Raw genomic sequence first — 21,684 nt, 5'->3', positions numbered from 1 at the left:
TTGTTACTTGATTTAAGTGTTGTGATCTACAGATCGGGGCCGCCCGGTCCCCGGAGTCCTCCGGGGACCGGACGGCCCTCGTCACGGGCAGCCGTCAGGGAAACAGCAAGCCCGACTCGGCGTGTGCGGTAACTGGGCCCGCGCCCACGGACTTCACGCTGCCCACTCGGCGGGGCGACGCTCTGCAACCAGATGCAACCGCGACCGCAGGGGTGACGCTCATGGCCTTACTGTTCCTCGGCAAGGACCCGAACACCAACGGCGACAACTGCCCGACAGTCTGGGTGGACGAGAGGTCCGCCGATCTGGTGGTCCAGGGGTGGAAAGCCGATGAGAACACGGAAACGGAATGCCTGACGGTCGGGCACATCCCCGACTCCGAGGCGGTGATCCGTATTCCGGCGCGCATGGTGCCGCTGATCAGGAAGGCGTGCGATGAAGCCGAGCAGCGTTCCACCGTTCAGTGAGCTGATCGGGGACTGCCACCGCTCAGCCGTACACCTCGAACTGCGGGACACCTACGAGGGGTATGACGACGGCGGCTGGTTCGCCGAGTGGAAGCGGGAGGGTCGGCTCACACCCGCGTTCGTCGAGGACTTCCGAACCTGGACCGACCTGGTGCGAGAGGCAGTCGCCCGTGGTGTGACGATGCGCCGGGTGCGGGTGGTGTCCGTACCGGTCAGTGAGTACATCCGGTTCGAGTACGAGGTGGCGCGTCTCAATCAGGAGGCAGGAGAGCAGGTGCGATGGCTACCACGCTCCGATGCCGCGACACTGCTCGTTCCGGGCGCTGACCTGTGGATATTCGATGACCGGTCGATCAGGTTCGGTCACTTCGCCGGAGACGGCGCGCTTGTCCGCAACGAGATGTGCCACGACCCGTCCGTGATCGAGAAGTTCGGTGAGGCGTTCGAGGCCATCTGGCAACGAGCTACCCCGCACGAGAGGTTCTCCGTCTCACCTCGCTGACTCATGCCCCAGTACCAGTCATCAAGTGTCGAGAGCGCGCGCAAGGCCGTCGCCGCACGGCTCCGTGAAGTGCGCCTGGACGCCGGCCTGAAGGGGCATGAGCTGGCCGCGCGCTGCGGCTGGCACAAGTCCAAGACCTCTCGTATCGAGAGCGCTCGCACACCCCCGTCCGACGCCGACATCCGAGCGTGGTGCGCCGCCTGCGATGCGGATGACCAGGTAGCCGACATAGTGGCGGCCTCCCGCACGGCCCATTCCATGTATCTGGAATGGAAACGACTACAGCGCACCGGCTTGCGCCGTCTACAGGAGGCCCGACTCCCCCTGTACGAGCGCACCAGACTGCACCGTGGTTACGCCTCACACGTCGTGCCCGGCCTCTTCCAGACGCCCGCCTACGCCGCGGCACTGCTGTCGTCCATCAGCCGGTTTCACGGCACCCCCGACGACACGACGGAAGCCGTGGATGCCCGCATGGCCCGAGCCCGCGTGCTGCACGAGGGAACACACCGCTTCGCGTTGATCGTGGAAGAAGCCGTCCTGCGGTACCAGGTGGGCGAAGCCGAGGCCATGGCAGGGCAGTTGGGGCACCTGTTGTCGATCATGTCCCTTCCCGCCGTCTCCCTGGGCATCATCCCCTTCTCCGTACGGGAACGGGGAATGTGGACTCTCGAGACCTTCGACGTCTTCGACGACCAGCGTGTGCATGTGGAACTGCTCACGGCCCAGATCACGCTCACCGCACCAAGTGAGGTCGGCATGTACGTCAGGGCGTGGACGGACCTGCGCGCGTTGGCCGTCTACGGCGCGGACGCCCGGTCACTGGTGTCAGAGGCCCTTGAGGCTCTGGGCTGAGAATTCGCGTGCAACAACATAGAACAGGCTCGGTGTCGGGACCATGACGTCCCTAACGTGGTGTCGTCAGCCGGGACACCGCTGAGACGGAGGAAGGTCCGAAGCCGCTACCAGGTCGCCCATCTTGACCGCGCTGGCCCTCTGCACTCTCCCGCCCTCCTCCCTTCGCGTTGATCACCCAGACCCAGTGAGAGGGACGGGCCACCGCACCAGCCGAGAGCGGCCGGCCCCGAACAGGTCGAACCGCCGGGACGTGATGGACAGTGTCGCGGTCCGGTCCGAGCTGTCGGACTGTCAGCACCACCAGGAACGGAGGCACGGAGGAGATGACGCAGACGCCCGCACCGTGGGGCACGCGCCGAATGGGCCCGTATACGGCCACCACCACCATTCCGCGGTACACGCCCGTGATCGACCCGGAGACACAGGTCGCGGTGATCAGAGATCAACACGGTCGGCAGGTCGAACTGGGCAGTCACGGCACCAGCACGAGCGGGCTGACTCCCACTACGACGGCCCCCGGTGACGGGGCAGGACCGGGCGGCGCGACCGACACGGACAGTACCGAGTCCTACGATCAGGATCAGAGCTCCGGCTGATGGACGAGCGCGGGTCGGTACTGGTGCTGACCAACCCCTACGACGTGACAGCGGACGTGGTGCTACACCTCCTCGCCCGACGTCGTGTTCCCGTGGTGCGCCTCGACCCCGGCACTGACCTGCATACGGGTGCTTCACTGACGGCCACGTACCGCGCGAACAGGCAGTGGGGCACCTTGCGCACCACAAGCCGGGAACTCGACACCACCCGGGTTCGGTCGGTCTGGGTGCGCAGACCCTCGCCCTACGAAGGCCCACCCGGGTTGGACGGCCAGGACCGTCGGTTCGCAGCAGAACAGGCGCTGTGGGGTGCGGGAGGAATCCTCGCGTCCCTGCCCGAGGCGCGCTACGTCAACCATCCGTGGAACAACCGGGCTGCCGAGTTCAAGCCGTCACAACTCTCCACCGCGCAACGTTGCCGCTTCCTGGTGCCCGACACCACGATCACCAACGACCCGGAAGAAGCGAGGGAGTTCATCACGTCGCACCGTGGCGAAGTGGTCTACAAGCCACTGTGGAACACCAGGTATCGCGTGGACGACCAGCCACACAGCGTGTGGGTTCGAAAGGTGCGCGAGGCCGAGATCACCGAAGCCGTCTCCGTGTGCCCCCACCTGTTCCAGGCCAAGGTGGACAAGGCTTTCGACGCACGGGTGACGGCGGTGGGCAACCGCCTGTTCGGGACGCGTATCGACAGCCCGGACCTCGACTGGCGTTACCGCCAGGACCTGATGACGTGCGAACCGATCGAAGTGCCGGCGTCCGTGGCGCACCCGATCACGGCGTACCTCACCGAACTCCGTTTGATCTACGGCGCGTTCGATTTCGCCGTAACCGCCTCTGGCGAGTGGTACTTCCTTGAGTGCAACCCGAACGGCCAATGGGCGTGGCAGTCGGCCGAGACCACTACGGCCATCGCCTTCGCCATCGCCGACCAACTGGAGAAAGGCCCTGGCACATGAGTACAGCGCCCCGGCTCCGCGCCGCCCTCGTGGACAGGCTCACCGAGGAGGGCGTCCTCAGAGAGCCCGGGTGGAGCAAAGCGGCCAGGGCAGTACCCCGCGAGTTGTTCACGGACGCCTACTTCCAGGCGGTGCCGGGCAGCGTCCCCACCAGCTACCGTCCTGTCCGCGCGGGCGACCCCGGGTGGCTGGAGGGGATCTACTGCGACGAGACGCTGATCACTCAACTCGACGGCCGGACCCGGCCGGAGGACGTCACCGCGGAGTCCGTGTCGGGCTCTCCGTCGTCGTCCTCCACCCTTCCGTCGCTGGTGTTGCGTATGTGGCACCAACTCAGCGCCGAGGTCGGAGACCGGGTGTTGGAGATCGGCACGGGTACGGGCTACTCCACCGCACTCGGGGCGCATCATCTCGGAGACGCCAACCTCACCAGCGTCGAGTACGACCCCACGGTGGGCGAGGCCGCTGCCGCGGCACTCAGGGCCGCCGGTTTCACTCCCCGGCTGGTCATCGGCGACGGACTGCGTGGCGACCCCGGCGGCGGGCAGTATGACCGACTCATCGCCACCTGTTCGGTCCGGTACGTCCCGCTCCCGTGGCTACACCAGGTGAGGCCGGGCGGAAGAATCCTGGTCACCCTGTCGGGGTGGAGCTACGCCAGCGCACTCGTTCTGCTCGACGTCACCGGCCCTGGCCAGGCCACAGGCCGGTTCTTGCCCGGATACACCAGCTTCATGATCGCCCGACCCCACGACAGGCCGCCCCGCCCGACGCTGGCCTTGCTGCCCGGTGAGGAGCGCCCGAGCCAGATCGACCCTGCAAAGCTCGACAACTGGACCGGAGGCTGGGTCGCTCAGCTCGCCGCGCCCTCGGCCGAGCGCCTGGGGGCGGGAGCGGAACAGATTCTCTGGGACGTGTCCACCGGTTCGTACGCCCGGACGGCGCCCCACGCCAACGGAGGGTGGAGCGTCGTGCAGCGCGGGCCGGTACGGCTGTGGGAACGAGTCGAGCGGGCAGTCTCCTGTTGGCAGGACGCCGGCGAACCCCACCAGGAGGAATTCGGTATCACGGTGTCGGCCTCCGGCCAGCGGGTGTGGCTGGGTGCCGAGGACGGGCCCGGCTGGGACCTGCCGATCTGACGCACGGCGATGCCGGCCAGGCAGCACCGGCGCTGGTGTCGTCTGCGATGTGGTTGCCCCGCAAGGCACTTCGTTCGGCCAAGTGCCTAGCGGGGCCCTGCCGTTGGTGCTGGGACCGCGTGAAGACGCCCAGTGCCTCCCGCCGGAATTCCGTCAGAGCCTCGGGGTCCCGGCACTCCCTCACGAGACCTGAACGGGAAACCACCGAGGCACACGCGTCCGTTGCGCTACCGGAGCCGAGGGCCAGGTGCCCCCGGGCGAGCGGGCTCCCGAACGTTTCGGGACACCAACAGCGCCGTGACGAAGGGAACTTCGCCCTGGTCCGGTCCCCGGAGGACTCCGGGGACCGGACCAGGGTCACTGTGCCGGGCTGCCTTCCCCCAGTCGCGGACGGACTGGGAGGACTGGCGCTTCCTCAGCTTCGTCGGGGAGAAGTGCCACTACGTCGTGGCGGAAGGCTCGATGTACAGAATCTGATGCCGACCGACCGGGACGCCCCCCCGGCGGAAGCGATCAGCGGGGGCCACGGACCATCGCCGGACGCGAAAGCGCCTCGCCGCCGGGTCCGCCCAACCACCCCGTCAGACCGGGGTGTTACCCCGCCCCGCCGACCGGCCCCTCGGGGCGGCGGAGGCAGAGGGCGAGGGTGTCGTCCTGGTGCCAGACCTCGACGTGCATGTCCTCGGCGATGGCCGCCGGCACCTCCTCCAGCGGGGAGGACAGGTGCTTGTGCGCCGAGGCGGCCAGCCGTTCCTCCCCCTCGATCGGGTTCCGTCGGCTCTCGGTGAGGCCGTCGGTGTAGAGGACCAGCAGGTCACCGCGTTCCAGGAAGACGCGGCGCACCTCGTCGCTGCCGGGTGCGGGGAAGCCCACGCCCCGGCCGGAGACCTCCACGTACTCGGTGTCGCCGTCCGCGCGGACCAGCAGGGCCGGCGGGTGGCTGCCGTTGGCGAGCAGCAGTTCCCCGGTGGCCGGGTCGAGGTGGGCCAGCAGCAGGGTGGCCATCAACTCCGGGTCCAGGTCGTTGAGTACGGTGCTCACCCGCTCCACGATGTGCTCCAGGCCGTGCCCCTCCAGGGCGAGGGTGCGCACCGAGTGGGTGACGTTCAGGGCGCTGCGGGTGCTCCGTATGCCGTGCCCGAGGGCGTCGACCACGGTGACGTGCAGGGTGCCGTCGGGCAGTACGAACCAGTCGTAGAGGTCTCCCCCGGTGGGGGCGTCGGCCTCGGCGGGGGCGTAGTGCACGGCCAGTTCCACGCCGGGGACCTCGGGCGGGGCGGGGCGCAGGGCGTCCTCGATCTCGCGGAGCACCAGGCCGTGAGCACGTCGCAACTGCTCGTCCCGCTCCTCCAGTTGGACGTAGAGGGCGAGCACTCCGCTGTTGGTCTCGGCCAGTTCGTCGTTGACCAGCCGGTGCCGCTGGTTGACGGCCTCCAGTTCCTCGACCAGGGCGAGCGACTCCTCCTCGGTGGCCCTCGCCTCTCCCCGGGAGGGTCGGGGGTCCTCGGCCTCGTCCAGGGGCAGGTGCCACGCGGCGCCCTCGCCGGTACGCCGCGCGGGCTGCGGGAGTCGGGCCGTGGTGGCCGCCCGTACCGGTCCGGGGGTGACCAGGGTGACGACCAGTTCCCGGCCGCCGTCGGGGGTCTCGGCCGGAGTGCGGCGGCCCCGGACCAGCAGGGGGTGGCCGTCCGCCAGCCAGGGGCGGGCCACCGTGCCGGCGGAGAGGGCGAGTCGCGCCCGGGTGGCCACCGGTACGCCGTGCCGGTCGGCCCAGCGGCGTACCGCCTGCCGCACCTGGGTCAGCGTGCGCAGGGGGACCTCGGCGGTCATGCCAGACCCGCCAGTGCCACCGCGCTGGCGTCGTCCCGTGAGCGGCGGTGGCGGTGACTGAGTACGGCGGGCAGGGTCTCGGGCCAGCTCTCCCACAACAGCGGGGAGGTGTCGCGGGTCCACCGCGCCTCGATCCCGTCGGAGTGGATCACGGCCATCTGCTCGACTCCCAACGCCGTACCGCGGGTGTGTGGTGTGGGCATGTTCCATCCGACGATCCCCGGTCGTGCCTCCATGCGCCGTTCGGCGCCGGACCCGGACATCACGCACAACCGGACGTTGCCGACGGCGCAGAACTCCAGCTCTCCGGCCCGCTGTCGCAGCACTCCCACAGCCGCTCCCCTGGTGTGCCGCATCGCGCGGTGCATCGACTCCAGTACGGCCGACAGGCCCAGTTCGGGGTCCCCCTCCGCGAAGGCGCGGAGGCCCTGCCGGGTCGCCCGGGCCGCGTCCGGCCCGTGCCCCAACCCGTCGACCAGGGCGACGGTACGCGTGGGTCCGTCCTCGCGCACCAGGTAGCCGTCACCGCACGCCTCCTCCCCGTCGGCGGGGACGCAGATCGCGCCGACCCCGCGCGGCGGTACGGCGGAGGGCGCGCCGACCCGCGCCACCGTGACGGTGCCGGCCCGGGGGCGGGAGTGCATACGGAAGTCGCTGGCGATCCGCCGGACGGCGCCCAGGCCGGTGCCCAGGGTGCCGGAGGTGGTGTAGCCGTCGGTGAGGCACAGCCCGGGGTCGGACATTCCCGGCCCCCGGTCGACGGCCAGGATCTCCAATCCCTCGCCCAGGGGCAGGGGTTGGAGGTAGACGATGCCCTCCCGCCCGTACTTGTCGAGGTTGGTGGCCAGTTCGCTCGCCACGGTCGCCGCCTGGTCCGGGCGGGCGCCGGTCAGTCCGAGGCGCTCGCCCAGGCCCCTGGCCTGGGTGGCGGCGATGTGCACGGCGCTGTGGTGGTCGATCCGAATCTGCACGGTCGCCGGCGGCCGTGACATCCGGTCACTCATCGGGTGCTCCAGCGGGCGGCCATCACGGTGGTGCCACCGCCCTTGCGGGTGTGCACGTCGAAGGCGTGCATCAGCCGCCGGGCGCCGCCCAGTCCGTGCCCCAGCCCGTTGCCGGTGCTGAACCCGTCGGTGAGGGCCCCTTCCAGGTTGTCGATACCCGGGCCGTCGTCGGAGACGATCAGGCGCACCCCGATCCGGCCGCCCTCGTGGAGCAGTTGGATGTGCAGGCTTCCGCCGCCCCCGTGGATGAGGGCGTTGCGGGCCAGTTCGCTGGCGGCGGTGACCACCCGGGTCTGGTCGACGATGGGGAAGTCGACCTGGCGGGACACCGCCCGGACGGCGTGCCGGATGGTGAGGAGGTCGTCCTCGCTCTGGACCGGGTAGACGTGTTCCTCCACCAGTGTCCCCGCGCCGACCTCCGAGGGCGGCGCGACGGATTCCGTCGCCTCTGGGGAAGGCTCCGATACGGTCACGTCGTGCCTTGGCCGTTTCCGAGGGAGCGGCTCCAGCCGAGGGCGGCCATACCGGCCTCGGCGTCCAACGCGGTCTCCACTCCTGTCAGTTCGATACCCAGCTCCACGAGTGTGATGGCCACCGGCGGGCGCATCCCGGCGACGATCACTCTCGCGCCGAGAAGTTGGGCCATCGTACTCAGCTCCATCAGCGCGCGGGCGACGAAGGAGTCGATGATCTCCAGACGTGAGATGTCCAACAACACGCCCCGGGCGCCGTCCTCGACGATACGGGTGGTCAGCTCGTCGGCCAGTGCCACGGCCCGTTTGTCGTCCAGTTCGTTGAGCAGCCCCGTCACCAGGGTGTCACCCAGTCTGAGGACCGGAACGGTCGCGGGGGGTTCCTCGAAGGTGGTCATGCGGCACGCGTCCCCTTCGCCTCCTCGGGGCGCTGGCCGGTGATGCGGATCGCCTCGGCGAGGGCGTCGGCCAGGGTGGTCCGGGTGAGGATGCCGGACAGGTCGATGCCCAACTGCACGATGGTCTGGGCGATTCCGGGGCGGATTCCGCTGATGACGCAGTCGGCGCCCATCAGCCGTACCGCCTTCACGGTCTGCATCAGGTGCTGGGCCACCGAGGTGTCGACCGTGGAGACGCCGGTGATGTCGATGATGGCCACCGTGGCCTCGTGGGTCTGGATCGACTCCAGCAGGTTCTCCATCACCACCTGGCTGCGCGCGGTGTCCAGGTTGCCGATCAGGGGGACGGCCAGCACCTGGTTCCACAGCCGTACGACCGGGGTGGAGACCTCCAGCAGCTGCTGGCTCTGCCGGCGGATGATCTTCTCCCGGCCCTCGGCGTAGGTCTCGAAGGACAGCGCACCGGCCGCGTCGAGCAGCCGGTTGATCAGCAGGGCGAGCGCCAACAGCTCCCGGGCGTCGGGGAATTCGGCCCGCACCCGCTCCAGCAGCACCTCCTTGAGGGAGAGCACCGCGAGCGAGGTGTCCGTCGGGGAGGCCCCGCCCCGTGCGCGCCGCAGCGACAGTTCGGTGACGGCGTCCCGCAGCGGGTCGTACTCCCGGACCACGTGTTCGGTCGGCACCTCGGTGGACAGGCCCCCCAGGAGGGCTCCGATCACGGCCTCGGCCTCGTCGTGCAGGTCCTCCTCGAAGGCGCCGGCCTCGATCCCGGACCGTTCCACCTGTAGTTGGGTCCAGCGGTCGACGGTCTCCTGCCGTCGGTGCGCCAGCACCTCGGTCAGTCGGCGACGTAGAACTGACTCTTCGCCCTCTTCGACGGCCATCTAGGAACACCCTCCTATGGATTTCCAGGTGGCATTCCGCAACGGGGCCCGCCCCTGGCCGACACAGATCCTACTCATACAACGGTTGCCCCTCGACAATGGTCAACCGGAGGTCCCCCGCCACCCGCCCACCGCTGTCACCTCCTGGAAGCGGATCCCCACCCTCCGTCGAGCCGGCCGGTCGCGAATCCACCGGGAGGACCCGTTTTCGGCACGACGCGCCCCCGTGCGCCCGATCCGTACCCCCACCACACACCGACCCCCGCCCCGAGATGGAGAAGGACGCCGGGGAGCCCCAACGCCCAGCGGCCACGCGTCGGGAGGGGTACCGGTCCACGTGGGCCCGGCCGGGGTCACCGGGGCCGCCAAGGTCGCCCGCGCCAAGACCCTCCTCCCCGGGCCCCACTGGTGACGGCCGGAAACCGTTGCCCCCGGGAACCAACGGGCCGATTCTCCCCCGGGTCGGGGGCCGGCGACAGCCCCGCGCACACCCGATGTCCGCGAGCGGGTCGAGGCGCAGACGCACTTCTGACCGACCCGCCCCGAAGGAGGGGTCAACTCACCCTCACGGTCGGAACGTTGGGATGCCGACGGAGACACCGGCCCACGGCTCGCGCACTCCGACCCGAACCCGCGCCACCTCCCCGTACACCAGCTTGGTTCAGACCATTGACCCGCTGGTCTAGTCCTCTTACAGTTCCGGTCATCGTCGCACCACGTCCCACCCGGCGGCGTCCGAGGTCAGCCCGCCCGCGCGGGCTGAGCGGATCCCCGCACCGTCCCCCCATGCCCTCCCCCGAGGAGACACGATGCCCAGACCGCACCTGCCCCGCGCCCGCTTCAAGGCGCTGGTCTCCACCCTGTGTTGCGCCGTACTCGGCGCGGGGCTGCTCGCCACCGCCGGCAGCGCCACCGCACAGCAGACCTCCGACGCCCCGGAGAAGGCCGCCGACTCCAAGGTGGTCGGTTACTTCACCGAGTGGGGCGTCTACGACCGGAACTACCACGTCAAGAACATCGACACCTCCGGCTCCGGCGACAAGCTCACCCACATCAACTACGCCTTCGGCAACGTCCAGGGCGGCAAGTGCACGATGGGCGACGCCTACGCGGCCACCGACAAGGCCTACACCGCCGACCAGTCCGTGGACGGCGAAGCCGACACCTGGGACCAGGAACTGCGCGGCAACTTCAACCAGTTGCTCAAGCTGAAGAAGAAGCACCCCGACCTCAAGGTGCTGTGGTCCTTCGGCGGGTGGACCTGGTCCGGTGGGTTCACCGACGCGGCCAAGGACCCGGCCGCCTTCGCCCAGTCCTGCTACGACCTGGTCGAGAACTCCAAGTGGGCGGACGTCTTCGACGGCATCGACATCGACTGGGAGTACCCCAACGACTGCGGGCTCAGCTGTGACACCAGCGGGCGCGAGGCGTACCCGAAGCTGATGAGCGCGCTGCGCTCCAAGTTCGGCGAGGACTATCTGATCACCTCCGCCATCCCGGCCGACGCCTCCGAGGGCGGCAAGCTGGACGCGGCGGACTACGCGGGCGCGGCCGAGTACGTCGACTGGTACAACCCGATGACCTACGACTACTTCGGCGCCTGGGACGCGGAGGGCCCGACCGCCCCGCACTCCCCGCTGACCTCGTACGACGGCATCCCCAAGGACGGGTACAACACCGAGGCCACCATCACCAAGCTCAAGGACATGGGGGTGCCCTCCTCGAAGCTGCTGCTCGGCATCGGCTTCTACGGACGCGGCTGGACCGGCGTGACCGACGAGAAGCCCGGCGGCAAGGCGACCGGCCCGGCCACCGGCAAGTACGAGCAGGGCATCGACGACTACAAGGAGTTGAAGGGCAAGTGCCCCGCCACCGGCACGGTCGCCGGTACCGCGTACGGGCACTGCGGCAACGACTGGTGGAGCTACGACACCCCCTCCACCATCGCGGGGAAGATGGACTACAAGGAGCAGGAGGGCCTGGGCGGCACCTTCCTGTGGGAGCTGTCCGGTGACACCACGGACGGCGAACTGATCAAGGCCGTCAAGTAGGACACGACATCGGGGGCGGGGCCGGGAGACCGGCCCCGCCCCTGTCGTGCTGCTCCACCGGCTACCAGGTCACCGGGAGCCGGTGGACGCCGTAGATCACCGCGTCGTCCTTGAAGGGGACCTCGTCCAGTCCGGTCGCGACGCGCAGGGTGGGGACCCGACGGAACAGGGTCGGATACACCACCTGGAGTTCCATCCGGGCCAGCGGCTGGCCCACGCAGTGGTGGGTGCCGGCGCCGAACGCCAGGTGCGCCCGGGCGTCCCGGGTCAGGTCCAGGGTGTCGGGGTCGGGGAAGACCTCGGGGTCGCGGTTGGCGAGTTCGCTGAGCAGGATCACCCCCTCCCCGGCCCGGATGGTCACCCCGCCCACCTCGATGTCCTCCGTGGCGGTACGTCGCCGCCCCAGGTGGACGATGGTCAGGTAGCGCAGCAACTCCTCGACGGCGGTGGCCACCACCTTCGGCTCGTCGGTGTCCCGGATCAGCGCGAGCTGGTCGGGGTGCTCCAGGAGCAGCAGTGTGCCCAGGGCGATCATGTTGGCGGTGGTCTCGTGCCCGCCCAGCAGCATCAGCACGCCCATCGCGGACGCCTGACGTCGGGTCAACTCGCCGTCGGCCACGTGCCGTCCGAGCTTGGAGAGCAGGTCGTCGGAGGGTTCCCGCGTCTTCCTGCCGACCAGTTCGTCGAGGTAGTCGGCGAGGTCCTGGTGGGCCTGGCGGCGCTGCCGGGCGTCGGCGACCGAGGAGACGATGGTCTTGCTGTTGCGCTGGAAGAACTCGTGGTCCTCGTAGGGGACTCCGAGCAGTTCGGAGATCACCAGGGAGGGGACGGGCAGGGCGAGGTCCCGCACCAGGTCGGCGGGCCGGGGCCCGTCGAGCATGGTGTCCACGAACTCCTCGGTGATCCTGCGGACCACCGGCCGCAGGGCCTCGATCCGCCGTACGGTGAAGGCCCCGCTGACCATCCGGCGCAGCCGGGCGTGCTCCGGGTCGTCCATGCCGACGAAGCTCAGGTCGCCCGAACCACTGTGGGACCTGCCAGGGTCCACGGGACTGGGGAAGCCGGGGTGGGAGAAGTCGGCGCTCAGCCTCCGGTCGCCGAGCAGCGCCTTCTGTTCGGCGTGCCCGGAGACCACCCAGGGGGTGCTGTCGCCCCAGGAGCGGACCCGGGTGACCGGGCCCAGGGGAACGAGGTCGCGCATCGGGGGCGAGACGTCGAACGGGCAGGCGCGGGAACGGGGTGCGGGGAACGCGGGCAGGTCGGAGGGTGACGGTTCGACAGGGGTCGGGGTCGTCATCGGTGTCCTTCGCTGGCTGTGCTGGCTGAAGTGGCGGGAGTGGAGGGTCGCGGGGTTCTCTGCCGGGCGGGCGACGGGGGGCCGGTGCGCGCGGGTGCGGCGAAGCGAGGGCCCAGCAGCGCCGTGGCGTGGGTACGGGCCCGCTTGGGCATGTTCCAGCCCAGTACGGCCGTGGGGTGGCCGTCGAGGTCACGGCGGACGACGAAGCCTCCGCCCGCCTCGTCCGGGTCGCCCTCGATCACCCGGGTCTCGGCCCGGTGGCCGGGGATGCCGTACCCCTGGACGCGGACCCCGAACTGGTCGGTCCAGAAGTACGGGAGCGGGGTGTAGGGGCGGTCCGCTCCGAGGATGTTCGCGGCGACCGCGACGGCCTGGGTACCGGCGTTCGTACGGTTCTCCAGCCGGAGCGTGGTACCCGTCCCCTCGTGGTGCCAGCGGGCGAGGTCACCCACGGCGTAGATGCCCGGGGCGGCGCGACAGCGCGCGTCGCAGCGGACACCGTCGTCCAGGTCCAGGCCGCTGTCGGCCAGCCAGTCGGTGGCCGGCCGACAGCCGACCGCCGTCACCACCACCCCGGCGGGCAGGGTCTCCCCGGTCGGCAGCCGCACCCCGGTGACGGCTCCCCGCTTCCGGGACAGCGCGGTCACCGTCGTACCGTGCACCAGCCGTACCCCGTTCCGGCGGTGCAGCGCCGCCAGCGCCGAGGCCACCCGGGTGCCGAACTGGTCGGCCATCGGGGCCGGTTGGGGCCCCACCAGGGTGGTGTCCCGACCGAGGCCGACGCAGGTCGCGGCGATCTCCGACCCCAGCACGCCGTCGCCGACCACGACGACCGGCACCTCCTGGCCCAGCGCCGCCCTCAGGGCGAGGGCCTCCTCCAGGGTGCGCAGGGTGTGTACCCCGTCGAGCCCGGCCGCCCCGGGAAGGGCGCGCGGCACCAGTCCGCAGGCCAGCACGATCACGTCCGCGCGCAGAGTCCGGCCCGAGGCGGTACGCACCGTGCGGCGTCCCACGTCCAGAGAGACCGCCGCCTCCCGGAAACGGAACTCCACGTCGAGGGCCGCCAACGCCTCGGGCGGGCGCAGCTGGGCACGGTCGGGCTCCCACTGGCCGGCGAGCACCTGCTTGGACAGCGGCGGACGGTCGTACGGAGGTGCCGCCCCGGCGTCCAGAACGGTCAGCCGGCCCTCGTAGCCCCTGCGCCGCAGCGCCTCCGCCGTGCCCAGTCCGGCGGCGGAGGCCCCGACGACCAGGACGCTCCGGGGTGGCGCGGCGGTCACCCCTCCTCGCTGAGGTGGATGGCGGCGGCGGGGCACACCTCGGCCGACTCCCGTACGGCGGGGGCCTGTTCGGCACCCGGTTCGGTGTCGAGCAGGACGACGATGCCGTCCTCGTCCCGCTGGTCGAACACCTCCGGGGCGATCATCACGCACTGCCCGGCTCCACAGCACTTCTCCTCGTCCACGCTGATCCTCATCGGTCGTTCTCCCTCTTTCTGTGGGGTGTCTGTCGGGACTGTCCGTCGGGGGCTCGACGGACGGTGGGGCGGCGTTCGCGGGCACGCCAACGACCCGGTACGGCAGGGGACTTCGCCCCGGGTGGTGCCCGGGACCGGGAGGGGGCCGCCTACCAGGTGACCGGCAGCGCGCGCAGCGGCGCGGTGAGCAGGCCCTCCTGGGCGCGGAGGTCCTCGACCGGTACCGCCAGTTCGAGGGTGGGCAGCCTGCGCAGCAGGACGCCCAGGGCCACCTGGAGTTCGGTACGGGCCAGGGGCTGTCCCAGGCAGGAGTGCGGTCCGGCGCCGAAGGCGAGGTGGGGGTTGGGCGCGCGGTCCAGGGCCATCTCGTCGGCCCGCTCCCAGGCCCGTTCGTCGCGGTTGGCCGAGGCCATGCTGCACACCACGGTGGTCCCGGCGCGGAGGCGTCCACCGGAGAGTTCGGCGTCCTCCTCCACGTAGCGGACCATCCCGAACCGGGCGCCGTTGGGGTCGAACCGCAGGCTCTCCTCCACCGCCAGCCGGATCAGGGAGGGGTCGGCCAGCAGGCGTTCCCATCGCTGCCGTGGGGAGAGCAGGTGCGCCACCATCAGCGCGATGTAGCCGGCGGTGGTCTCGTGGCCAGCCAGCAGGAGGGCCTGTCCGGTGGCTACCAGCGCCTCGTCCTCCATGGGTGCGCCGGTGCCCTCGGCGCCGCTCATCAGCAGGCTCAGCAGGTCGTCACCGGGTTGGGCGCGCTTGGCCTCGATCAGGCCGGACATGTACGCGGCGAACTCCCGGTGGGCGGTGTCGGTCTGGTGGCGGGAGTAGCGGGTGGTGTTGAGGAAGGTGTCCGACCAGACCTTGAAGCGGTCCCGGTCCTCGTGCGGGACGCCGAGCATCCGGCAGATCACGTGGACCGGCAGGGGGAAGGCCAGACCGCTGACCAGGTCGGCGGGGGCGCCCTCGGCGGTCATGTCGTCCACCAGCCGCTCGGCGATCCGCTCCATGTCGGGCCGGAGGGCGGCCATGCGCCGGGCGGTGAACCACCGCCCCACCATGCGCCGCCAGCGTTCGTGCCCCTGGGCGTTGAGGGTGCGGGCCATGGGGCTGCTGAAGACGCCCTCGGAGTCGCCGGCGGAGACCCGTGCCGCGTCCGGGCGGGCCATGCCCTCCCGGGTGAGGCGCGGGTCGGACAGCGCGGCGCGCACGTCGTCGTACCGGGTGAGCAGGGCGGCCTCGTCCCCGCTGGGCAGCGTGACCCGGGCGACCGGGCACCGTTCGCGTAGCGGAGCCCAGGGCTCCGGGGGTTGTAACACGGTGGGGGCGCGCAGCGGATAGGGCAGCGGTCGTTCGTCGTGGGCCTTGGTCAACAGGTGTCCTCTCAAGCCGTTCTGGTTCGCGGGCCGGGCTTCCGGCCGGACCAGTGCATACCCCGACTGGATCTAAGTCAAGCGCTTGACTTACGGTTGCCCGAAGCAATCAACAGCCGAGGAGAACCCTTGCGACCGGACACCCACGAACCACCCGCCGAGGCGGCGGTGGTCGACCCCTCACGCGCCAGCCGGATCGTCGCCGTACTCGCGCTCGCCGGCACCCTCGCGGCGGTCATGCAGACCCTGGTGACCCCACTGCTGCCCAAGCTGCCGGGCCTGCTGGACACCACCCCCGGCAACGCGACCTGGGCCGTCACGGTCACCCTGCTGGTGTCGGCGGTCTGCGTACCGGTCTCCGGGCGCCTCGGCGACATGTTGGGCAAACGCCGGATGCTGCTGGCCTGTTCGGTACCGCTGGTCGCCGGCTCGGTGGTCTGCGCCCTCTCCTCCACCATCGTCCCGATGATCGTCGGGCGGGGGATGCAGGGCATGGGCATGGGGATGCTGCCCCTGGGCATCGCCCTGCTGCGCGACGTGGTCCCGCCCCAGCGGCTCAGCTCCTCCATCGCCCTGGTCAGCGCCTCGATGGGCATCGGTGGCGCCCTGGGGCTGCCGCTGTCCGCCGCCGTGGTCCAGTACGCCAACTGGCGTGCCCTGTTCTGGGGTTCGGCGGCGCTCACCCTCGTACTCGCCCTGCTGATCCGGGCCACCGTCCCCCAGGTTCCAGCTACCGCGCGGGGTCAGCGCTTCGACGCCCCCGGCGCGCTCAGCCTCGGCACCGGGCTGGTCCTGTTGCTGCTGGCCGTCTCCAAGGGGGCCGACTGGGGGTGGGGCTCGACGACCACCCTCGCCCTGTTCGGCTCCTCGGCCCTGGTGCTGCTGCTGTGGGGGGTCTGGGAACTGCGCACCAGGGACCCGCTGGTGGACCTGCGCGCCACCGCCCGACCCCGCGTACTGCTCACCAACGTGGCCTCGGTGTTCGTCAGCTTCTCGATGTACGCCAGCATGTTGGTGATGCCGCAGCTGCTCCAGTTCCCCTCGGCCACCGGCTACGGACTGGGGCAGTCCATCCTCGCCTCGGGCCTGTGGATGGCACCCGGCGGGCTCACCATGATGCTGGTCTCCCCCCTGGGCGGCAAGCTCACCGACGCCCGGGGCCCCCGGTTCACCCTGGTCAGCGGGGCGCTGGTGATCGCCGCCGGCTACGCGGTCTCGCTGGCCCTGATGGGCTCCGCCTGGGGGATCATGGTGTCGATCATGGTCATCAACAGTGGTGTCGGGCTGGCCTACGGCTCCGTACCCGCCCTCATCATGAGTTCGGTCCCCCAGTCCGAGACCGCCGCAGCCAACGGGTTCAACACCCTGATGCGTTCGCTGGGCACCTCCATCGGCGCCGCCGTGATGGGCACGCTCCTGGCCCAGATGACCACCACCATGGGCGGCCACACCCTCACCTCCGAGTCCGGGTTCCAGACCGGCCTGGTGGTCGGCTGTGCCGTGGCCGTGGTGTCCGCCGCCGTCGCCCTGGTGATCCCCGCCGCACGGGTACGCGACAGCGACTCCCCGGACGGCGCGCCCGCCCAGGAGCAGGCCGACCCCAGGTCCCCCTCGGCCCTCAGAGCCTGAGTACGACGCGGGAGGTGGGCCCCCGGTGACGAGGCGGGAGCACCAGCCGTCGCCGGGGGGCGGGCCCCAGCGCCACCCGGTCCCCGAGCGCGGGACATCGAGCCGACCCCCCGCTCGCGGCACGGCCGTAACGACGTTCACCCCCGGCCCCGAGCCACCCGGCGCCCCGGCACCGGCCACGGCACCAACTCCCCATGGACGGGGCGCCGTTGGCACCACGCTCACCCCTCAGTACCGGAGACCGTCACGAGCCACCCGAACCGATACGGGCACCCCATCCACCCGGTCCCCGAGCGCGGGACATCGAGCCGATCCCCGGCCCCGAGTCACCTGCCGCCCCGGCGGCGACCCACTCCCCGTACGCCACCGAGGCGGCCCGGTCACCCGGTCTCCGACGTGCGGGCCGGCGTCCGGTGGGCGGCGAGGCGGCCGAGGGCCACCACGGTGAGCGCCGCCGTGGCCGTCACGACCAGGGTGAGCCCGTTCCCCCAGCCGAGGAGGCGGTGCGCGGTGGAGACCGCCACCGGCAGGGCGAACCCCCCGTAGGCGCAGGCCCACACCAGGGACACCGCACGCGCCAGCCGGGCCCGGGGCACGGTCGCCTCCACCTCGACCAGGCAGCCGGCCACCATCAGCCCGTAGGCCGCGCCGAGCAGGAGGCACAACACCGGCACCAGCCAGGGGGAGAGCACGTCGAGCAGCGGCACCGTGACCGCGACCACCGCCAGGAACAGGGCGAAGCCGACCGGGGCCGGTGACAGTCGACGCCAACCCCCGCGCCGGGCCAGCCACTTCTGCACCAGGAAGCCTCCCCCGAGGCTGAGCAGGCACAGCAGGGCGGAGTAGACGGTGACCAGTCCGCCCAGCCGGGGCCGCACCACCTGGGGCAGTACCGCGTAGGCCAGCCCCAGGGAGCCGAAGATCCAGGGGGCCACCGGGAGGACGCGCAGCAGCGTACGGGCGGGCAGCGGCGGGGCGGGACCGCCCGGAGGCTCGGTCGGGGGTGGGACGTCGGGGCTGCGCAGCACCCACACCCCGGCGACCGCGCACAGGGCCAGGTGCAGGGTGTACGGCAGGGCAGTCGGGGCCGGCGCCCACTGGGCCAGCACGCCCATGACGGCCGCGCCCGAGCCGAAGCCGGCGGTCAGGCTGAGCGCGGCACGTCGGGCACCCACTCCCCCGCCCCGGTCGCCACCGCCCCTCTCGGAGCAGAGCGCGGTCAGCCAGACTGCGCCCACGACCATCGCCACCCCGAGGGCGAGGCCGATGACGGCCCGGCCGAGGAACAGCAGGGCATAGCCCCGGTTGCCGGCGACCAGCAGCAGGGAGCCGAGGGCACTGAGCGGCGCCAGGGGCAGCAGCAGCCTCCTGGGGCCCAGCCGGCGGTGCAGCGGGGCGGACAGGAACAGCGCGGGGATGATGCCGACCACGTAGGCGGCCAGCAGGACGTTCACGGCCAACTCGTCCAGCCCCAGGGCCTGTTGGTACAGGCCCAGCAGCGGGGTGAAGGAGTTGCCGCCCCAGGCGACGGCGAAGAGTACCGCCGCCACCCCACGCCAGTCCCCTCCTCCGGCGTGGGGCGCGGAACGCGGTGCGGTGGCCAGCGGTGCTCGTACGCCCTGCCTACCGACCGTCATGCCGGTCGATGACGGGGAGTTCGGGCCGGCGGGTGGACACGCCCGCCTTGTCGGCCAGGGTTCCGTCGATCCGTCCGTCCCGGAAGAACTGCTCGAACACCGGGTTGAACAGGTCGGGCCGGTCGGTCTGGCCCTGGTGCCCGCAGTCCTCGGGGTAGAAGAACTGGACCTTCGGCAGGTGGTCCTCCTGGGTGTGGCCCCACTCCACGGGGGTGAGCACGTCGTTCTGCCCGTAGAGGTAGATGCCGGGGATGTCCAGCCGGTCCAGCCGGCCCCGGGTGGAGAGCCGGGCCGCCCGGTTGGGGTCGGTCCAGGGCACCAGGTGCCGGTACTGGAGCAGGGTCGGCCAGAACCGCTGGTGGGCCTGGAGGCGTTCGGCCGCCGAGAGGTAGCGCATCTCCACCAGGTCGTCGGTCACCGCGTCCCCGGAGTTGATGATCGCCTCCATCATCCGGCGCATCCCTTCCCGGGTGCCGTCGTAGGCGGTGAGTTGGAACTGTCCGGCCGGCGGCTTGACCTCCTCGGGGACCACGTCCCCGACGTCGCCGGCGATCAGGGCGAAGCTGAGCACCCGGTCGGGGTGGGCGACGGTGTAGTTGACCGTGTTCATGCAGCCCATGGAGTTGCCGGCCAGGTGGAAGGAGTCCAGGCAGAGCGCCTCCGCGAAGGCGTGCACGAAGTCGACGAAATCCTCCATGCCGTGCGGCCAGTACTCCTCGCGCGGGTCCGACAGACCGAAGGCCGGCATGTCCGGGCAGTACACCCGGAAGCCGCGTTCGCCGAGGTAGGGAGCCATGAACCGCCAACCGGCCAGCCCCGAGGAGCCGGGCAGTCCGCCGTGCAGCAGCACCACGGCGGGACCGTGGTCGCCGGAGGTCATGTAGTGGGCGCGGGCGCCGTTGGCCAGCCGTACCCAGCGGCTGGCCATGCCCGGTACGGGCACCAGGTTCTCGTCGGTGAGGGCCATGCGGAGTTCCTTTCGGTCGTGGACAGTCAGGTGGGGTCAGTGGGGGGCAGTGGGAGACAGCAGGGGTCAGAGGGCGCCGGAGGGGCGTGCGCGCGGGGCGGGCACCCCGGGCCCGGGCGCGGCCGGCGGGACGGGCAGGCCCAGGAACTCCAGGGCGTTGGCCACCAGCGGATCGCCGGACAGCAGGCCGCGCCCGGTCGCGGAGACCAGGTCCCGCCGGGAGCGCCGCAACTGGTCGGGGAAGAAGGGTTCGTCGCTGCCCAGCAGCAGCCGGTCGGGGCCGAAACGGTGCTGGAGCGGGCCGAGCAGTTCCTCGTCGAAGACCAGGGAGTCGACCCACAGGCGCCGTACCAGCGCGTCGTGTTCCTCCGGTGCGCCGCCGTGGAGGGCGGCGGCGGTCCGCAGTCGCGGATAGGCGGCGGCGAAGGTGCCCCCGCCGTGGGCCAGCGCCACCCGCAGCCGGGGGTGCTCGCGCAGGACCCCGCCGAAGACCAGCGCGGTGGCGGCCAGCGCGGTGTCCGTGGTCATGCCCAGGCCCAGGTCGTACGGGCCGCCGGGGCGGCGGACCACCTTCCGGCCGCCGTCCACGGGGTGGACGAACACCGCCGAGTCGGTGCGCTCGCACTCCCGCCACAGGGGGCGCAGCCGGGGGTCGTCCAGGTCCAGGCCGGAGACGGTGGTGCCGACCTCGACTCCCCGCAGGCCCAGGGCGCGGCACTCCTCCACGGTGGCGAGGGCCTCCTCCCCGGGCAGCGCCGGCAGGCAGCCCAGGCCCAGCAGCCGGCCCCCGGACCGCTGGCAGGCGGCGGCCAGGGAGCTGTTGACGGTACGGGCGAAGCCGGGGTCGGCCGTGCGGCCGGCGTGCTCCATCACCACCGGTACCGGTGAGATCACCTGGTGGCTCACCCCGGCCGCGTCCATCTCACGCAGCCGCGCCTCCACGTCCCACAGCGGGGCGCGCACCCGGCGGAACAGCGAACTCCCGCACAGGACGCGGCCGTTGGCCGCGTCGTCGCGGACCAGCCGAGGGGCGTGGGGATCGCCTTCCGGTGCCTCGGGGCCGATGTCGAAATGATGCGAATGCACGTCTATTGACATGAAGCGGGCCATGGGTTTGCCTTTTCGTGTTCCTGACCTCGGCTGATGTCCGCACGCCGGGGTGACCTCGCGAAGGGGGGCAGGCAGGCCGGCATCGCCCGGCGACCGGGACGCCCCGCGTGGCCGTACGCAGTGCCACCGGCGGGCTTCCCGGCTCTGGACGGCTTCGAGCGGTCCTGGCACATCACTGGATCACCGAGGATCACCGGGGAGTCACCGCGATGGACACCGCAAGCGACCCGTCCGTGGACGGCCCGCCCAGCGAGGCCGGCGCCGCCCCGGCCTCGATCCTCTCCAAGGCGTTCGAGCTGCTCACCGCCTTCGGACCGGAGCGCAGGGTGCTGACCCTGAGCCAGCTGTCCCGGCACAGCGGGCTGCCGAAGTCCACCGTCCATCGGCTGATCGGACGGCTGGTGCCGCTGGGTTTCCTGGAGCCCCACGGCTCCGGGTTCCGGCTGGGGATACGCATCCGCACCCTGGCGGCGGCGATGCCGGTGGAGAGCCTGCGGGAGTCCGCGCTCCCGCACCTGGCCCACCTGCACAAGTGGTCCACGGCCCATGTGCACCTCGCGGCGCTGCGGGACGACCAGGTGGCGTTCGTGGAGCGGTTCGTGCCCAGCGGCTCGACCCTGCGTACCGGGCAGCCCGGGGACGTGCTGCCGGCCCACGCCACGGCGGTCGGCAAGGCCCTGCTGGCCTTCGTCACCCCGAACGAGGTCCACCGCGCGCTGGAGCGTCCGCTGCGGGCGTCGACCCCGCGGACCCTGACCGACCCGGCCGACCTGGACCGGGAGCTGCGGGTGGTACGTGAGACCCGGGTCGCCTACGCCCGGGACGAGTGGCGGCTGGGGGTGAGCTGTATCGCCGCCCCGGTGGTGATGCGGGGCCGGGCGGTGGGCGCGGTGTCGGTGTCGGTGCCCACCGGGGAGGAGTTCGGGCGGCAGCACGCGGACGCGGTACGGGTGGTGGCCGACCGTATCGCCCGGGACAACCAGGCGGTGCTGGCGCAGGGGCACGACGACTGGTTCCCGGTGGTCGGCTGAGC

The 21,684-nt window shown here is 71.4% G+C and carries 21 protein-coding genes and 1 pseudogene; 10 read left to right on the top strand and 12 right to left on the bottom strand.

The features are described 5' to 3' along the window. Positions 1–221: 221 nt before the first annotated feature. The 7 genes and pseudogenes from ABZT14_RS19275 to tgmC all read left to right on the top strand — a co-directional run bounded on the left by ABZT14_RS19275 (position 222) and on the right by tgmC (position 4,524). Positions 222–467, top strand: coding sequence for a hypothetical protein (locus tag ABZT14_RS19275; protein WP_356304067.1), 246 nt, complete (start codon positions 222–224; stop codon positions 465–467). Beyond that, positions 436–969 carry a DUF6879 family protein gene (locus tag ABZT14_RS19270; RefSeq protein ID WP_356304064.1) on the top strand — a complete coding sequence of 178 codons (534 nt, stop codon included), beginning with the start codon at positions 436–438 and terminating at the stop codon, positions 967–969. Before ABZT14_RS19275 ends, ABZT14_RS19270 begins: the two co-directional genes overlap by 32 nt. Positions 970–972: 3 nt before the next feature. Next, a pseudogene (locus ABZT14_RS19265) lies at positions 973–1,179 on the top strand (helix-turn-helix transcriptional regulator); the annotation flags it as partial. 48 nt (positions 1,180–1,227) lie between these two features. Further along, positions 1,228–1,824 carry a DUF5753 domain-containing protein gene (locus tag ABZT14_RS19260; protein WP_356304106.1) on the top strand — a complete coding sequence of 199 codons (597 nt, stop codon included), beginning with the start codon at positions 1,228–1,230 and terminating at the stop codon, positions 1,822–1,824. 326 nt (positions 1,825–2,150) lie between these two features. Continuing rightward, entirely contained in the window at positions 2,151–2,423 is a 273-nt protein-coding gene (gene tgmA / locus ABZT14_RS19255) for a putative ATP-grasp-modified RiPP (RefSeq protein WP_356304061.1), read from the top strand. Beyond that, the gene (gene tgmB / locus ABZT14_RS19250) at positions 2,423–3,385 is read left to right on the top strand and encodes an ATP-grasp ribosomal peptide maturase (RefSeq protein WP_356304059.1); all 963 of its coding nucleotides are present in this window, start codon (positions 2,423–2,425) and stop codon (positions 3,383–3,385) included. Before tgmA ends, tgmB begins: the two co-directional genes overlap by 1 nt. Continuing rightward, positions 3,382–4,524: an ATP-grasp peptide maturase system methyltransferase gene (tgmC, locus tag ABZT14_RS19245; protein WP_356304057.1), complete on the top strand. Its 1,143-nt coding sequence runs from the start codon at positions 3,382–3,384 to the stop codon at positions 4,522–4,524. Before tgmB ends, tgmC begins: the two co-directional genes overlap by 4 nt. Positions 4,525–5,118: 594 nt before the next feature. Here tgmC and ABZT14_RS19240 read toward each other — a convergent pair. From ABZT14_RS19240 to ABZT14_RS19220, 5 genes are all read right to left on the bottom strand, one after another. After that, a complete protein-coding gene (locus ABZT14_RS19240) occupies positions 5,119–6,354 on the bottom strand; it encodes a PP2C family protein-serine/threonine phosphatase (protein WP_356304054.1) in 1,236 nt (411 codons plus the stop codon). Then, the gene (locus ABZT14_RS19235) at positions 6,351–7,358 is read right to left on the bottom strand and encodes a SpoIIE family protein phosphatase (protein ID WP_356304051.1); all 1,008 of its coding nucleotides are present in this window, start codon (positions 7,356–7,358) and stop codon (positions 6,351–6,353) included. Before ABZT14_RS19235 ends, ABZT14_RS19240 begins: the two co-directional genes overlap by 4 nt. Beyond that, entirely contained in the window at positions 7,355–7,756 is a 402-nt protein-coding gene (locus ABZT14_RS19230) for an ATP-binding protein (RefSeq protein WP_356304048.1), read from the bottom strand. The genes ABZT14_RS19235 and ABZT14_RS19230 overlap by 4 nt, the downstream gene beginning before the upstream one ends. 71 nt (positions 7,757–7,827) lie before the next feature. After that, positions 7,828–8,229, bottom strand: a complete 402-nt coding sequence (locus ABZT14_RS19225; protein ID WP_356304046.1) for an STAS domain-containing protein — start codon at positions 8,227–8,229, stop codon at positions 7,828–7,830. Beyond that, positions 8,226–9,113 (bottom strand): STAS domain-containing protein, encoded by an 888-nt coding sequence (locus ABZT14_RS19220; RefSeq protein WP_356304043.1) that lies wholly within the window; start codon positions 9,111–9,113, stop codon positions 8,226–8,228. The genes ABZT14_RS19225 and ABZT14_RS19220 overlap by 4 nt, the downstream gene beginning before the upstream one ends. 809 nt (positions 9,114–9,922) lie before the next feature. Between ABZT14_RS19220 and ABZT14_RS19215 the strand changes: the two genes are divergently transcribed. Continuing rightward, positions 9,923–11,164, top strand: a complete 1,242-nt coding sequence (locus ABZT14_RS19215; protein WP_356304040.1) for a glycoside hydrolase family 18 protein — start codon at positions 9,923–9,925, stop codon at positions 11,162–11,164. A gap of 61 nt (positions 11,165–11,225) precedes the next feature. Here the strand turns inward: ABZT14_RS19215 and ABZT14_RS19210 are convergent, their stop codons facing one another. The 4 genes from ABZT14_RS19210 to ABZT14_RS19195 all read right to left on the bottom strand — a co-directional run bounded on the left by ABZT14_RS19210 (position 11,226) and on the right by ABZT14_RS19195 (position 15,308). Continuing rightward, entirely contained in the window at positions 11,226–12,461 is a 1,236-nt protein-coding gene (locus tag ABZT14_RS19210; RefSeq protein ID WP_356304037.1) for a cytochrome P450, read from the bottom strand. Further along, the gene (locus ABZT14_RS19205; RefSeq protein WP_356304034.1) at positions 12,458–13,741 is read right to left on the bottom strand and encodes an FAD-dependent oxidoreductase; all 1,284 of its coding nucleotides are present in this window, start codon (positions 13,739–13,741) and stop codon (positions 12,458–12,460) included. Before ABZT14_RS19205 ends, ABZT14_RS19210 begins: the two co-directional genes overlap by 4 nt. After that, positions 13,738–13,938 carry a ferredoxin gene (locus tag ABZT14_RS19200; RefSeq protein ID WP_356304031.1) on the bottom strand — a complete coding sequence of 67 codons (201 nt, stop codon included), beginning with the start codon at positions 13,936–13,938 and terminating at the stop codon, positions 13,738–13,740. Before ABZT14_RS19200 ends, ABZT14_RS19205 begins: the two co-directional genes overlap by 4 nt. Before the next feature lie 149 nt (positions 13,939–14,087). Next, positions 14,088–15,308 (bottom strand): cytochrome P450, encoded by a 1,221-nt coding sequence (locus ABZT14_RS19195; RefSeq protein WP_356304028.1) that lies wholly within the window; start codon positions 15,306–15,308, stop codon positions 14,088–14,090. A 195-nt stretch (positions 15,309–15,503) separates the two neighbouring features. On the opposite strand from ABZT14_RS19195, the gene ABZT14_RS19190 reads away from it, so the two are divergent. Continuing rightward, the gene (locus tag ABZT14_RS19190; RefSeq protein WP_356304104.1) at positions 15,504–16,937 is read left to right on the top strand and encodes an MFS transporter; all 1,434 of its coding nucleotides are present in this window, start codon (positions 15,504–15,506) and stop codon (positions 16,935–16,937) included. A 380-nt stretch (positions 16,938–17,317) separates the two neighbouring features. Here the strand turns inward: ABZT14_RS19190 and ABZT14_RS19185 are convergent, their stop codons facing one another. From ABZT14_RS19185 to ABZT14_RS19175, 3 genes are all read right to left on the bottom strand, one after another. Continuing rightward, a complete protein-coding gene (locus ABZT14_RS19185; RefSeq protein ID WP_356304026.1) occupies positions 17,318–18,574 on the bottom strand; it encodes an MFS transporter in 1,257 nt (418 codons plus the stop codon). Next, a complete protein-coding gene (locus ABZT14_RS19180; RefSeq protein ID WP_356304023.1) occupies positions 18,561–19,541 on the bottom strand; it encodes an alpha/beta hydrolase in 981 nt (326 codons plus the stop codon). Before ABZT14_RS19180 ends, ABZT14_RS19185 begins: the two co-directional genes overlap by 14 nt. 66 nt (positions 19,542–19,607) lie before the next feature. After that, complete coding sequence (locus ABZT14_RS19175) at positions 19,608–20,627, bottom strand: amidohydrolase family protein (protein ID WP_356304020.1); 1,020 nt, start codon at positions 20,625–20,627, stop codon at positions 19,608–19,610. 233 nt (positions 20,628–20,860) lie between these two features. Between ABZT14_RS19175 and ABZT14_RS19170 the strand changes: the two genes are divergently transcribed. Continuing rightward, complete coding sequence (locus tag ABZT14_RS19170) at positions 20,861–21,682, top strand: IclR family transcriptional regulator (protein ID WP_356304018.1); 822 nt, start codon at positions 20,861–20,863, stop codon at positions 21,680–21,682. Positions 21,683–21,684: the final 2 nt, after the last annotated feature.

The sequence above is a fragment of the Streptomyces sp. NPDC005438 genome (assembly GCF_040606315.1).
In the GTDB taxonomy this organism is placed as follows: Bacteria; Actinomycetota; Actinomycetes; order Streptomycetales; family Streptomycetaceae; genus Streptomyces.
Note: the sequence above shows the minus strand (reverse complement) of the source record. Positions and strands in the feature narration are given on the sequence as shown.